Source organism: Jiella sp. M17.18, from assembly GCF_041027365.1.
Taxonomy (GTDB): Bacteria; Pseudomonadota; Alphaproteobacteria; order Rhizobiales; family Rhizobiaceae; genus VKMB-3413.
In genome coordinates, this window is sequence record NZ_JBFTEH010000007.1 from 209,616 (window position 1) to 222,522 (window position 12,907).

10 protein-coding genes and 1 pseudogene are annotated in these 12,907 nt (G+C 66.9%); 2 read left to right on the forward strand and 9 right to left on the reverse strand.

Translation table 11 applies throughout. The features are described from left to right. The first annotated feature begins 27 nt into the window (after nt 1-27). Nucleotides 28-1,449 (forward strand): glutamate--tRNA ligase, encoded by a 1,422-nt coding sequence (gene gltX, locus AB5S17_RS14780; protein ID WP_369240653.1) that lies wholly within the window; start codon nt 28-30, stop codon nt 1,447-1,449. Nucleotides 1,450-1,602: 153 nt separating this feature from the next. Beyond that, nucleotides 1,603-2,895: a citrate synthase gene (gene gltA, locus AB5S17_RS14785; RefSeq protein ID WP_369240655.1), complete on the forward strand. Its 1,293-nt coding sequence runs from the start codon at nt 1,603-1,605 to the stop codon at nt 2,893-2,895. Between the two features lie 85 nt (nt 2,896-2,980). Here the strand turns inward: gltA and lpxB are convergent, their stop codons facing one another. The 9 genes and pseudogenes from lpxB to AB5S17_RS14830 form a co-directional block, all read right to left on the reverse strand. Further along, nucleotides 2,981-4,132 (reverse strand): lipid-A-disaccharide synthase, encoded by a 1,152-nt coding sequence (gene lpxB / locus AB5S17_RS14790; protein WP_369240657.1) that lies wholly within the window; start codon nt 4,130-4,132, stop codon nt 2,981-2,983. Continuing rightward, entirely contained in the window at nt 4,129-5,019 is an 891-nt protein-coding gene (locus AB5S17_RS14795; RefSeq protein WP_369240659.1) for an LpxI family protein, read from the reverse strand. The genes lpxB and AB5S17_RS14795 overlap by 4 nt, the downstream gene beginning before the upstream one ends. A 10-nt stretch (nt 5,020-5,029) precedes the next feature. Beyond that, complete coding sequence (gene lpxA / locus AB5S17_RS14800; RefSeq protein ID WP_369240661.1) at nt 5,030-5,836, reverse strand: acyl-ACP--UDP-N-acetylglucosamine O-acyltransferase; 807 nt, start codon at nt 5,834-5,836, stop codon at nt 5,030-5,032. Nucleotide 5,837: 1 nt separating this feature from the next. Next, the gene (fabZ, locus tag AB5S17_RS14805; protein WP_369240663.1) at nt 5,838-6,305 is read right to left on the reverse strand and encodes a 3-hydroxyacyl-ACP dehydratase FabZ; all 468 of its coding nucleotides are present in this window, start codon (nt 6,303-6,305) and stop codon (nt 5,838-5,840) included. Further along, a complete protein-coding gene (gene lpxD, locus AB5S17_RS14810; protein WP_369240665.1) occupies nt 6,298-7,356 on the reverse strand; it encodes a UDP-3-O-(3-hydroxymyristoyl)glucosamine N-acyltransferase in 1,059 nt (352 codons plus the stop codon). The genes fabZ and lpxD overlap by 8 nt, the downstream gene beginning before the upstream one ends. A 44-nt stretch (nt 7,357-7,400) precedes the next feature. Further along, the gene (gene bamA, locus AB5S17_RS14815) at nt 7,401-9,836 is read right to left on the reverse strand and encodes an outer membrane protein assembly factor BamA (RefSeq protein ID WP_369240667.1); all 2,436 of its coding nucleotides are present in this window, start codon (nt 9,834-9,836) and stop codon (nt 7,401-7,403) included. Between the two features lie 200 nt (nt 9,837-10,036). Continuing rightward, nucleotides 10,037-11,176 carry an RIP metalloprotease RseP gene (gene rseP, locus AB5S17_RS14820; RefSeq protein WP_369240669.1) on the reverse strand — a complete coding sequence of 380 codons (1,140 nt, stop codon included), beginning with the start codon at nt 11,174-11,176 and terminating at the stop codon, nt 10,037-10,039. Nucleotides 11,177-11,301: 125 nt separating this feature from the next. Next, nucleotides 11,302-12,153 carry a phosphatidate cytidylyltransferase gene (locus AB5S17_RS14825; RefSeq protein ID WP_369240671.1) on the reverse strand — a complete coding sequence of 284 codons (852 nt, stop codon included), beginning with the start codon at nt 12,151-12,153 and terminating at the stop codon, nt 11,302-11,304. 11 nt (nt 12,154-12,164) lie between these two features. Further along, a pseudogene (locus AB5S17_RS14830) lies at nt 12,165-12,884 on the reverse strand (isoprenyl transferase); the annotation flags it as partial. Nucleotides 12,885-12,907: the final 23 nt, after the last annotated feature.

Sequence of the window (12,907 nt, forward strand, 5' to 3'; positions counted from 1 at the left end):
CTCATCTTCTAGACGATCGGAGCACCCATGGCGGCAGACGTCGTGACCCGCTTTGCCCCCTCGCCGACCGGCTTCCTGCATATCGGCGGCGCGCGGACGGCGCTTTTCAACTGGCTCTTCGCCCGCGCCAAGGGCGGCAAGATGCTCCTTCGGATCGAGGACACCGATCGCGAGCGTTCGACCCAGGCGGCCGTCGATGCGATCATCGAGGGCCTCGATTGGCTCGGCCTGACGGCCGACGAACCGCCGGTCTCGCAGTTCGAGCGCGCGCCGCGCCATCGCGCGGTGGTCGAGGAGATGCTCGCCCGCGGCCAGGCCTATCGCTGCTATGCCAGCCAGGCGGAGCTGGAGGAGATGCGCGAGAAGGCCCGGGCCGAGAAGCGGCCGCCGCGCTATGACGGGCGTTGGCGCGACCGCGACCCCGCCGAGGCGCCGGAGGGCGTCAAGCCGGTGATCCGCCTGCGCGCCCCGCTGGAAGGCGAGACCGTGGTCGAGGACCAGGTGCAGGGAACGGTGCGCTTTCCCAACAAGGATCTCGACGACCTCGTCCTGCTGCGTTCGGACGGCACGCCGACCTACATGCTCGCCGTCGTCGTCGACGACCACGACATGGGCGTCACCCACATCATCCGCGGCGATGATCATCTCACCAACGCCGGGCGGCAGACGCTGATCTATCAGGCGATGGGCTGGGACGTGCCGGTCATGGCGCATATTCCGCTGATCCACGGACCCGACGGCGCCAAGCTGTCGAAGCGGCACGGTGCCCTCGGCGTCGAGGCCTACCGCGCCATGGGCTATCTGCCGGTCGCGCTGCGCAACTACCTCGTTCGGCTCGGCTGGAGCCATGGCGACGACGAGATCATCTCGACCGAGGACATGATCGCCTGGTTCGACATCACCGACGTCAACAAGGGTGCGGCGCGCTTCGATTTCGCCAAGCTCGAGGCGGTGAACGGCCATTGGCTCCGCAGCATCGAGGACGCCGTGCTGGTCGACATGCTGATGGCCGAACGCGACGTCCTGCCGAACGGCGACATCCTCAAGAGCCGGCCGGGCGAGACGGTGCGCGAGCTGCTCACCGCCGCGATGCCGGGGCTGAAGGAGCGCGCCAAGACCCTCGTCGAGCTGACGGAGAGCTGTCGCTACCTGTTCGCCGACCGGCCGCTGCCGATCGAGGAGAAGGCCGAGGAGATCCTGGCGGGTGGCGGCCGGGCGGTCGTCGCGGCCCTCCTGCCCCGTTTCGAGTCGGCGCATGACTGGTCGGCCGGGGCGCTGGAAGATTTGGTGCGTGCCTATGCAGAAGAGGCCGGGCTGAAGCTCGGCAAGGTGGCGCAGCCGCTGCGCGCCGCGCTGACCGGCCGCACAACCTCGCCCGGCGTCTTCGACGTTCTGGCGGTGCTGGGGCGCGCGGAGTCGCTGGCGCGCCTGCGCGATCAGGCGGCCTGACGGACGGCGTTTCCGCACCGCAAACACGCTGAAACGCGCGGTCCGAGGCGAAACTTGTCGAGCCCTAGCCTTTGGAGTAGGCAGAGGGTGGTCGAAACGTGTGCGCTGCGAAAAGTCATGCTTTTCCGGCGGCAATGATCGAAAGGAAACCGCATGACAGACCAGTCGGCGAAATTCACACTGGGATCGACGGATGCCGATCTCCCGCTTCGCAGCGGCACCATCGGACCGGACGTCGTCGACGTCACCGGCCTCTACAAGCAGAGCGGCGTCTTCACCTACGATCCCGGCTTCTCGTCGACGGCGTCCTGCGAATCCAAGATCACCTATATCGACGGCGATGAGGGCGTGCTGCTGCATCGCGGCTACCCGATCGACCAGCTCGCCGAGCGCGGCGACTATCTCGAAACCTGCTATCTGCTGCTCTACGGCGAGCTTCCGACCGCGCGCGAGAAGGAGGACTTCGTCTACCGCGTGACGCGGCACACCATGGTCCATGAGCAGATGAGCCGCTTCTACACCGGCTTCCGCCGCGACGCCCATCCGATGGCGGTCATGGTCGGCTCGGTCGGCGCGCTCTCGGCCTTCTATCACGACTCGACCGATATCGCCGATCCGCACCAGCGGATGATCGCCTCGCTGCGCATGATCGCGAAGATGCCGACGATCGCGGCGATGGCCTACAAATATCACATCGGCCAGCCCTTCGTTTATCCGCGCAACGATCTCTCCTACGCGGAAAACTTCCTGCACATGTGCTTCGCCGTGCCGTGCGAGCCCTACCGGATCAACCCGGTGCTGGCGCGGGCGATGGACCGCATCTTCATCCTGCACGCCGACCACGAGCAGAACGCCTCGACCTCGACCGTCAGGCTCGCCGGCTCCTCGGGCGCCAATCCGTTCGCCTGCATCGCGGCCGGCATCGCCTGCCTCTGGGGTCCGGCGCATGGCGGCGCCAACGAGGCGGCGCTCAACATGCTCTCCGAGATCGGCTCGAAAGACCGCATCCCCGAGTTCATCTCGCGCGCCAAGGACCGGAACGATCCGTTCCGCCTGATGGGCTTCGGCCACCGAGTCTACAAGAACTACGATCCGCGCGCCAAGATCATGCAGCAGACCTGCCACGAGGTGCTCGACGAGCTCGGCATCAAGGACGATCCGCTGCTCGAAGTCGCGATGGAGCTCGAGCACATCGCGCTCAACGACGAGTACTTCATCGAGAAGAAGCTCTATCCGAACGTCGACTTCTACTCCGGCATCACGCTGAAGGCGCTCGGCTTCCCGACTGCGATGTTCACCGTGCTGTTCGCCGTTGCGCGCACCGTCGGCTGGATCGCGCAGTGGAAGGAGATGATCGAGGACCCGCATCAGCGGATCGGCCGTCCGCGCCAGCTCTACACCGGCGCGCCGATGCGCGACTACGTCCCGGTCGACGCCCGCGGCTGACCGCGGGCTTCAAGGGCAGCAACTCCAGGAACGGGCGCTTCGGCGCCCGTTTCGATTCCAGGACCCGCGCGATCGCCGCAAGGCGTCAGCGGCGGGAGCCGACGAGGCCGAGCACCACGTCTGCCGCCGCTTCGCCGGGCGGTCGGTCGACCGCCATCAGCCGGCGGATCTCGGCGAATCCGGCCATCTGCGACCGGCGCTCCGGCGTGTCCGTCAACAGCCGCTGCAGCCGCCGCGCCAGATGTTCCGGCCGGACGAATTCATGGAAGTGCTCCGGCACGAGCGGATGCCCGACGATAAAGTTCGGCAGGGCCGCCGTCCAAGCGGTGACGAGGTTGCGGAAGCGGTAGGCGACCGGGTCGAGACGGTAGGCGAGCGCCATCGGAACGCCGGCGAGCGCCAGTTCCAGAGACACGGTTCCGGACGCCGCGAGCGCCGCGTCGGCTTTGGCGAATGCCGCCCATTTCTCCGCCTCGCCAGTGACGATCTCCGGCTTCGCCCGCCAGCCGGCGACGGCCGCCTCGATGCGCGCGCGGTGGCGCGGCAGCGTCGGCAGGATCGCCCTGAGGCCCGGCACGCGCCGGTCGAGGCGCTGCAGCGTTTCGCCGAAGTCGTCGAGCAGCCGGACGATCTCGCCGCTGCGCGATCCCGGCAGGATCAGCAGCGTCGGCGCGGTCGCGGGCTTGCGCTCGGCGAGGTCCCCGTCCCGCGCGAGGATCGCCGCCATGCCCGGCACCGTCATCAGCGGATGACCGACATAGGTCGCCGGCGGCCCGCCGAGCCGCTGCAGCGTCTCCGGCTCGAATGGCAGGGCGCAGATCGCGTGGTCGATATAGGGGCGCATCGCCGCCGCCCGGGCCTCGCGCCAGGCCCAGACGGTCGGCGGGATATAGTTGGCGATCGGCACGTTCGGCAGACGCGCCCTCACCTCTTTCGCCACCCGGTGCGAGAAGGTCGGGCTGTCGATGATCACCAGCGCGTCGGGGCGCTCCCGGATGACGAACCGGCTCGCTTGGCGCAGCCTGAGATAGAGCTGCGGCGCCCGCTGCAGAATGCCGCCGATGCCGATGATCGACAGTTCGTCGATGTCGAACAGGCTCTCCAGACCTTCGGCCGCCATCGCCTCTCCGCCGAGGCCGACCGGCTCGAGACCTGCGACCCGTCGTTTCAGCGCGGCAATGAGGTCGGCGCCGATGCGGTCGCCAGAGGGTTCCCCGACGATGAAGGCGATCTTCATCGGCCGGACGCTCCGTCTTCGGCGGGGCCTGTGACTGCCCGGTCAGGCAGCCCGACCAGCGCGATCGCCGCGGCGTCTGCCGCTGCGACGACCTCGTCGATCCCGAGGATCAGGCTCCTGCCGGCGGTGAGGCCGATCGCGCCGATGCCCGCGGCCGCGGCCTCGGCGATGGTGGCCGCGCCGATTGAGGGCAGATCGAAGCGAAGATCCTGCTGTGGCTTGACCGTCTTCACCAGCACGCAACGCTCGGATCGATGCAGGCGCTTGCGGGCGCGGAGGTCGGCGACCCGCTGCAGCATCTCCCGGGTCCCCTCGACAGCCTCGACGGCGACCACCCGCTCCGGCGAGGCGACCACCGCCTGGCCGATGTCCAGGCTGCCGAGCATGCGGGCCGCCTCGTCGGCGACGCGCAGCGCCCGTGCCTGCATCGGGTCCGGCGAAACACCGCCGAGCACGCCCTCCGGCGCGATCAGCGCCGGCACGATGTCCTGCACCGCCAGCATCTGGAATCCCTGCCGTTCGAGATAGCGGCCGAGCGTGCGCAACAGGCGGTCATCGCCACCGCGCACGATCCGCAGCGCATCCGGCAGGCGGATCAGCGTCCGAAAGCTCGGGATCAGCGCCCGGAAGTCGGGTCGCTGCGACACCGTGCCGGCGAAGACGACATGGCGCACGCCGCTCCGCTTCAGATGGTCGATGGCGTCGCCCGCCCGGCCCCAGGGGAAGGAGCGCCCGTCAAAGCCTGTCCAGTCCGCCGGGCGCGCATCGGCGAGCAGCACCATGACCGGCCGCCAGCCCTTGGCGCGCGCGCCCTCGGCGACGATCCGCGGCAGGGAGCCGCCGCCCGAGACGATGCCGATCGGCTGGCCGTGGGCTTCCGGCTCCACCGTTCGCCCCTCAGGCCGGCGGCGCGTGGCGCGGGAAGCAGAGTGCCCGGTCGCCGCCGGCGCGGATGAAGGCGAGCAGATCCTGGACGAGCGGATCGTCGGGGAATTCCGTCTGCACCTCGTCGATGTTCTCCTTGAACGTCAGATCGTCGGAGAACAGCATGCGATAGGCGCGGCGCACGTTGCGGATCGCATCGCGATTGAAGCCGGCGCGCTTCATGCCGATGACGTTGAGGCCGGAGAGATAGGCCCGGTTGCCGAGCACCATTCCGAAGGGAATGACGTCTCCCTCGACGGCCGCGAGACCGCCGACATAGGCGTGGTGGCCGACCCGGGTGAACTGGTGGATGCCTGAGCCGCCGGCGATCGTCGCGTATTCGCCGACCGTGCAGTGCCCCGCCAGCATGACGTTGTTGATCAGCGTCACGTTGCGCCCCACCACGCAGTCGTGCGCGACATGCGAGCCGGTGAAGAAGGCGCAGTCGTCGCCGACCGTCGTCTCGGACCGGCCCTGGACCGTGCCGGCATTCATCGTGACATGCTCGCGCACGAGGCAGTTGCGCCCGATGACGAGCCGGGTGTCCTCGCCGCGATATTTCAGGTGCTGCGGCGCATGGCCCAGAGAGGCGAAGGGCCAGATCTGCGCGCCATCGCCGATGATCGTATTGCCCCAGAGCACAACGTGCGAGCGTAGCCGGCTGTTCGCGCCGAGCACGACCTGCGGCCCGATATGGCAGAACGGCCCGATTTCGCAGCCTTCGCCGATCGATGCGCCCGCCTCGACCACGGCCGAGGGATGGATGATGGTATCTGCCATGTCAGGACTGTTCGGGCGGCACCAGCATCGCGCTGACCGTCGCCTCGGCGACCTTGGCCTCGCCGACCTTGGCCACGCAGTCGAACCTCCAGATGTTGCCGCGCTTCTTCGTCTGGGTCACGTGGTATTCCAGCTGGTCGCCGGGGACGACCGGCTTGCGGAACTTGGCGTTGTCGATGGTCATGAAATAGACCAGCTGCGGCGTCTCGCCACCCGTCGCCAGCGTGCAGATCGCGCCGGCGGTCTGCGCCATGCCCTCGATGATCAGCACGCCCGGCATCACCGGCGCGCCGGGAAAATGCCCGAGGAAGTGCGGCTCGTTGACGGTGACGTTCTTGATGCCGACGGCACGGCGATCGCTCTCGATCCCGACGATCTTGTCGACCATCAGGAACGGATATCGGTGCGGCAGAAGCGTCAGGATCTTCTGGATGTCGGCGCTGTCGAGCACCGTGGTTTCATCACTCATCGTTCTTCCCCGGCGCACGCCGCTTCTTTGCCAACTCCGTCAACAGCGTCATCTCGCGGAACCACTCCCGCACCGGCTTGGCCGGCGTTCCGCCCCAACGCGCCCCTGCCGGAACGTCCCCTGCAACGGTCGAGACGGCCGCGATCTGCGCCCTGTCGCCGATCGAAACATGCCCGTTCACGCCGGTCTGCCCGCCGATCATCACCTGGTCGCCGATTTCGACGGATCCCGAGATGCCGACCTGCGACACGATCACGCAATGCCGACCGATCCTCACGTTGTGCGCGATCTGCACCTGGTTGTCGATCTTCGTCGCTTCACCGACCACCGTGTCGCGCATCGCGCCGCGGTCGATCGTCGTGTTCGCGCCCACCTCGACATCGTCCTGGATGACGACGCGCCCGATCTGGACGACCTTTTCCAGGCCCGCGGCACCCGGCGCATAGCCGAAGCCGTCCTGGCCGATCCGGACGCCGGGATGGAGGATCACCCGGTTGCCGACCAGCGCGTGCGAGATCGTGACCCCCGCCCCGATGCGGCAGTCGCGGCCGATCCGGCAGTCCGCGCCGATCACAGACCCGGCAGCGACGATCGTTCCCCGCCCGATCTGCGCCTTCGGTCCGATGACCGCGAACGCTTCCACGATCACGCCCTCTTCCAGCCGGGCGGAGGGATCGATGTCGGCCTTCGCGGAAATCGCCCGCTCGGCGGTGGACGGGCCGGGAGACAGCGCGGCCGGAAACAGCGCCCGCCCCGCGGCCGCGAAGGCCGCATGCGGGTCCTTTACGACCATCCGGGGGATTCCCTCAGGCACGAACTGCAGGTGCTTCGGCGCAACCAGCACACAGGCCGCGGCGGTCTCGGCCAGATCCCCGGCGTAGCGCGGATTGTCGAAGAAGGAGAGGTCCGACGCGTCGGCCTCGCCGAGAGTGGAAATCCCCGTCACGCGCCGCGAGCCGTCGACGCCCTCGCCGAGCGCCGCGGACGTCATCTCGGCCAGTTCGGTCAGCGTCAGGCCGGAGCCCTTTGGGAAGAACGGGGTATCATGCATCAGTTTCGCGCGGCGGCCGGCTCCGACCGCCGCGCTCCTTCACATCAGAACCGGGACGAGAACCCGAAGGAGAACTGCTGCAGCTTGTCGTAGCTCTGCTTCATCAGCGGCTGCGCATAGTTGACGCGGATCGGCCCGAAGGGCGACGCCCATATCAGGCCAACGCCAGCCGATGCACGCAGCTTCGCGTCCGTGCCGACGACGTTCGTGAAGCCGTCATACTCGCTGCCCCAGAGCGAACCGGCATCGGCGAAGACCGCGCCGCGGAAGCCGAGATCCCGCGAGATCAGCGGCAGCGGGAAGGTCGCCTCCGCCGAGGCGTTGGCATAGTTCTCACCGCCCAGCGCGACGCCGTTCTGGCGCGGGCCGATGCCCTTGTAGTCGAAGCCGCGAACGATGTCCTGGCCCTTGAAGAAGTTGTCGAAGACCCGCAGACCGCCGCCGCCGAAGCCCGAGACATTACCGGCACCCCCGCTCAGCTGGCCGATGACGTCGTACTCCTCGCTCAAAAGCTTGAAGTAACTTGCCTTGGCGGTCGACTTGACGAACTTCGCGTCCCCGCCGAGACCGGCAAACTCCTGTCCGGCCTGCACGAAGAAGCCGTCGCGCGGATCGTTCGTATTGTCGAGCGTGTTGTAGGTCAGCGAGTATGACACCGACGACGTCAGATACGGACTGTCACAGATCGCCTGGTTGATGATCGGTGAATCCGTGTATGGCGGCGCGGAATAGCCGTTCGGATCCTGGAGCGGATTTGGGTTGCTGCAGGTGCTCTTGTAGTTCGCCCCGTTGTAGGCAAGCTGATTTCCCTGGGAGTCGTATTCGGTGCCGTTGTTGGAGCCGAACGTCTCCGACTTGATGTTGTAGGCCAGCTGTGCCGTCAGGCTGTCGGTGATCGGCGCCGCGATGCGCAGGTCGCCACCGACCATCTTGGAGTCGTAATCGCCCGAGGTCGACTTGTTGTAGTAGACGTCGAAGCCCGCGGCGAGACGCCGTCCCAGGAAGTAGGGCTCGGTGAAGGAGAGGTTGTAGTTCTGGGTGTTGGTGCCGAAGCCCGCCGACACCTTGATGAACTGACCGCGCCCGAGGAAGTTGCGCTCCTGGATGCCGACCTCTGCCACCGGACCCGAGCTGTCGCCGCTGGTCGTGTAGCCGCCGCCGAGGGACAGTTCGCCGGTCGGCTTCTCCGAGACGTCGACGATCACGATGACCTTGTCCGGCTCGGACCCGGGCGCAGTCGTGATGTTCACCTTGTCGAAGTACTTCAGGTCTTCGAGACGCTGCTTGGCGCGCTGGATCAGCACCTGATTGAAGGCGTCGCCCTCGGAGACGTCGAATTCGCGGCGGATGACGTAGTCGCGCGTCTTCGAATTGCCGCGGATCTCGATACGCTCGATATAAGCGCGCGGCCCCTGGTCGATCACGTAGTTCACTGCGATCGTCCGGTTGGTGAAGTCGCGGTCGCCGCGCGGCGTCACCTGCGCGAAGGCATAGCCGTTCGACGCCAGGTGATTAGTCAGGTTGACGAGCGAGTCCTCGATCTTCTTGGCGCTGTAGGTGTCGCCTTCCTGGGTCTTCAACTCGCTGTAGAGCGATTGCGTATCGACACCGGGAATGGTCGAGTCGATCTTCACCGGCCCGTAGGTGTAGCGCTCGCCCTCATCGACCGTGATCGTGATGAAGTAGGAGTTCTGCGAGGCGTCGAGCTCGGCAACCGCCGACAGGATGCGGAAGTCCGCATAGCCGTGATTGTAGTAGAAGCGACGCAGCGCTTCCTCGTCGGTGTGCAGCTTGTCCGGATCGTAGACGTCGTCGCGCTGGATGAAGCTGAGGAGGCCGCTCTCCTTCAGCGAGATCACGCCCTTCAGCCGACTGTCGCTGAAGGCGTTGTTGCCGACGAAGCTGATCGAGGCGATCTTGGTGCGATCGCCCTCCTGGATATTGAAGATGACGTTGACGCGACCCTGGCCGATCTCCTGGGTCTGGACGTTCACGACCGCGTCGCTGCGGCCGATCTTGGTGTAGGCCTTCTTGATCGCCTCGACGTCCGCCTGCGCGGTCGCCTTGGAGTAGGCGGCGCGCGGCTGCGTCTGGACCAGCGACGCGAGCTGCACGTCCTTGATCTTGGAATTGCCCTGGAACAGGACCTGGTTGACGATCTCGTTCTCGGCCACCTTGATGACCAGCGTGCCGCCCGACTGATTGACGCTCACATCGGAGAACAGGCCGGTGGAGAACAGCCGCCGGACGATCGCGTCCTGCTCGGATTCGCTGACGTTCTGGCCGGGCTTCACCTGCGAGAAGCTGCGGATCGTGTCGGCCTCGACGCGCTTGTTGCCGACGACCTCGATCCGGTTCACCACCGCCGCCATGGCGACGCCGGCGGTCGCCAACTGAACGCCAAGGGTCGTCGCAGCGAGAACGGTCGAGGACAGCGCGATGGCGGCTGCCGTGCGCACGATGTTCGTTCCAGCCTTCATAGGCTCAACCACCTTCTCGTTCTTGTCTCGAAGCGCCGGGGAAAAAGCCGCCTGGCAGCGTTGTACCGGCTTTGCGAGTGCGTTCAAGCAAACTCGCCCGAGTCCCTTTAGGAATCGGAAACGCCGTTGCAGCGCGGCCACGAACGGCATCGCGATGGTTAATGATTTGCAACCCCCAAGTCCCCCGACTCGGCCGGCCCTCAGACGAGGCCGGATATGTCATTCCAAAATGCGAATATCATAAGCAGCATGACGAGCGCGAGACCAATTCGGAAACCGATCTCCTGGACCCGCTCGCTCAGCGGCCTGCCGCGAACGGCCTCGAAGGCATAATAGAGGAGATGGCCGCCGTCGAGCATCGGCACCGGCAAAAGGTTCAGAAGGCCGATCGAGACGGACAGGAGGGCGACGAGATTCATCAGCGCGCCCATACCGATGGTCGATACCTGGCCGGAGACCTGGGCGATGCGGATCGGCCCGCCGATCTGCCCCGCGCTCTGGCGGCCGGTGATCACCTGCCCCATGAACTCGACGGTGCGCGTGGTGACGAACCAGGTCTGCGACGCGCCGTACTGGATCGCCTGGACGGGCGTCAGATGCTCGACATGGAAGGCAGCCGCCTCGCTGTCGGCGACGAGGCCGATGATCGGCATGGTGAAGCTGTTGCCGAAGCCGTCCGTCCGCGTCTCGATCCGCGGCGTGACCGTCAGCTCCTCGGTGCCGCCCTTGCGGGCGACAACGACGTGGATCGGCGTGCCGTCATTGCCGGACACCGCCTTCTGCAGGTCGGAGAAATACGCGATCTTCTCGCCGTCGACGGAGACGACGCGGTCGCCCGGCTCAAAGCCCGCGGCCGCAGCCGGCGAATTCGCCTCGACCTTCGCGACGACGGGATCGCCGACGACCCGGCCGTCGACATAGGCGACCGCCGCGAAGATGACGATCGCCAGGATGAAGTTGGCGATCGGTCCGGCCGCGACCGTCGCCGCGCGCCGCCCGACGCTCTTGGCCGGAAAGGCCCCTTCCCGCTCCGCTTCGTCCATCGTCGCGAGGGCGGAGCGATCGGGCATCGAGGCGGCGTTCTCGTCGCCGAGGAACTTGACGTAGCCGCCGAGCGGGATCGCCGCCAGCTTCCAGCGCGTGCCGTGGCGATCGGTGAAGCCGAGAAGCTCCGGACCGAAGCCGACGGAAAAGGCCAGCGCCTTGATGCCGCACCAGCGGCCGACGAGGAAATGCCCGAGTTCGTGGAAGAACACGATGATCGTGAGGACGAACAGGAACGGCACGACGTAGATCAGGCCGTTGTTCCAGATCCCGGCGAGATTCGCCGTCAGGTCCATTCGCGTATCCTCGTGCTCGATCCGGCGTGGCGGTCGGGCGACCGCTCACGCACCGCAGCCTGTATTCATAGCAGCCGCCAACCGCGACGCAATGATGACCGCGTCCGCCTCCCCTGGCGATCCGCCTAGAGAGGAAAGATTCCGTGAGCGGGATAGGCGAAGCCCGACAGGACCACCCCGATGATCCAGGCCGCGCCGATCGCCACGATGAGCGCGTCGATCCGGTCCATCAGCCCGCCGTGGCCGGGAATGATGCGGCCGGAGTCCTTCACGCCGAAGCGCCGCTTGATCCAGGACTCGTAAAGATCGCCGGCCTGGCCGAGCACCGACAGGACGGCGGCGAGAAGGACGATGAAGATGCCGACGCTGCCGCTCGCCCACCAGGCGAAGAGCGAGCCGACGAGGACGCCGGCGGCGAGGCCGCCGAGGGCGCCGGAGAGCGTCTTCTTCGGCGAGACCCGCGGCATCAGCTTCGGGCCGCCGACGGCGCGGCCGGTGAAATAGGCGAAGATGTCGGTCGACCAGACGACCGCGATGATGAAGCCGATGGTGACAAGGCCCGACAGGTCGGCGCCGCGCAGGAAGCCCGGCGTCATGGCCGCGAAGGCCGAATAGACGAGGCCGCCGAGGACCCAGTCCGCCTTGTGCTCCGAGCGGTCGATGATCGCGATGAAGATCGCCCCCGCCGCGACGATGAGCACGGCCGCGAGATTGAAGCCGAAGACGAAGGCGATCAGCGAGAGATAGAAGCAGCGCCGCGCGAAGGGAAAGATCGGCCGGACGCGCCGGGCCCTGGTGATGCGGGACCACTCGTCGAAGACGATCAGGCCGGCGGCGCAGCACAGGAGCCGGAAGGGCCAACCGCCGGCGAAGGTCAGGCCGATGGCGACGAGGCCGAGGACGACGGCGGAGATCAGCCGGGACCTCAGGTCGGTCCAGCTGCCGGTCCGAAAGAACCGTCCGATTCCCGATCCCATCGGCTCGCGCCTCACGAGGCGATTTCGCGCGACAGTCCTCCGAAGCGGCGGTCCCGGCTCGCATATTCGGCGATCGCGTCCTGGAAGGCCTTCCGGTCGAAGTCCGGCCAAAGGCACGGCAGAAAGATGAACTCGGAATAGGCGGCCTGCCACAGGAGGAAGTTCGACAGCCGCAATTCGCCGCTCGTCCGGATGATCAGGTCCGGATCGGGAATGCCGGCCGTGTCGAGATGCTCGTCCAGAAGATCGGCGGTCAGCATCTCGAGCGGCACTTCGCCGGCCGCGAACTTCTCCGCGATCCGGCGCATCGCGCGGGCGACCTCGTCACGGCCGCCATAGTTGAAGGCGATGACCAGCGTCTGGCGCCGATTGTCACGGGTGAGGTTCTCCGCCTCCTCCAGCAGCGAGCGGATGTCGTGGCTCAGGTCGTCGCGGCCGCCGATGACGCGGACCCGGACACCTTCCTTGTGGAGGTCGGCGAGATCCCGGCGGATGAAATGCTTGAGGAGCCCGAGCAGTTCCTCGACCTCGTCCTTGGGGCGGCGCCAGTTCTCCGAGGAAAAGGCGAACAGGGTCAGATATTCGATCCCGAGATCGCCCGCCGCCCGCACGGTCTGGCGCACCGCCTCCACCCCGCGCCGGTGTCCCATCGAGCGCGGAAGCCCACGGGCACGGGCCCAGCGTCCGTTGCCATCCATGATGATGGCGACATGTTGAGGGTGCCGCACTTTCGATCCGCCTTTTCCTGGAGTGG